This is a genomic window from Massilia sp. 05N420 (assembly GCF_056397205.1).
In genome coordinates this window covers 1-366 of sequence record NZ_JBFTMX010000277.1, presented here as the reverse complement: position 1 = coordinate 366, position 366 = coordinate 1, and the positions used below count along the sequence as shown (strand labels likewise).

The 366-nt window shown below is 63.1% G+C and carries 1 protein-coding gene; it reads right to left on the bottom strand.

The features are described 5' to 3' along the window. Positions 1-366, bottom strand: a 366-nt coding sequence (locus AC1DIX_RS28320) for a GGDEF domain-containing protein (RefSeq protein WP_477328691.1), incomplete at both ends; no start/stop codon positions are given.

The following is a 366-nucleotide window of genomic DNA, read 5'->3' as shown; positions in this document are numbered from 1 at the left end:
GCGCCAAGCAGGCGGCCATGATAGGTCACCGGCGTTGCCGCAATCAGCGTCCGCAGTTTTTCCGCCAGATCGAGTGCGCTGTCTTCGGAAGCCCCCGTCAGCAGGATTGCGAACTCCTCGCCGCCGAAGCGATAGACGATACCGGCATCACCGACCGCTTCCGAGAGGATGGCGGAAACCCGGCGCATGACTTCGTCTCCGGCGTCATGGCCGAATTCGTCGTTGAAGCGCTTGAAATGATCGATATCCGCCATGATGGCGATCGCATCACCTGCCCCGTCCCGGGCGATCCGGTTCAGCGCCTCGTCCAGCGAGCGGCGATTCAGAAGCCCGGTCAGGCCATCCCTTATCGCCAGCCCCATCAGC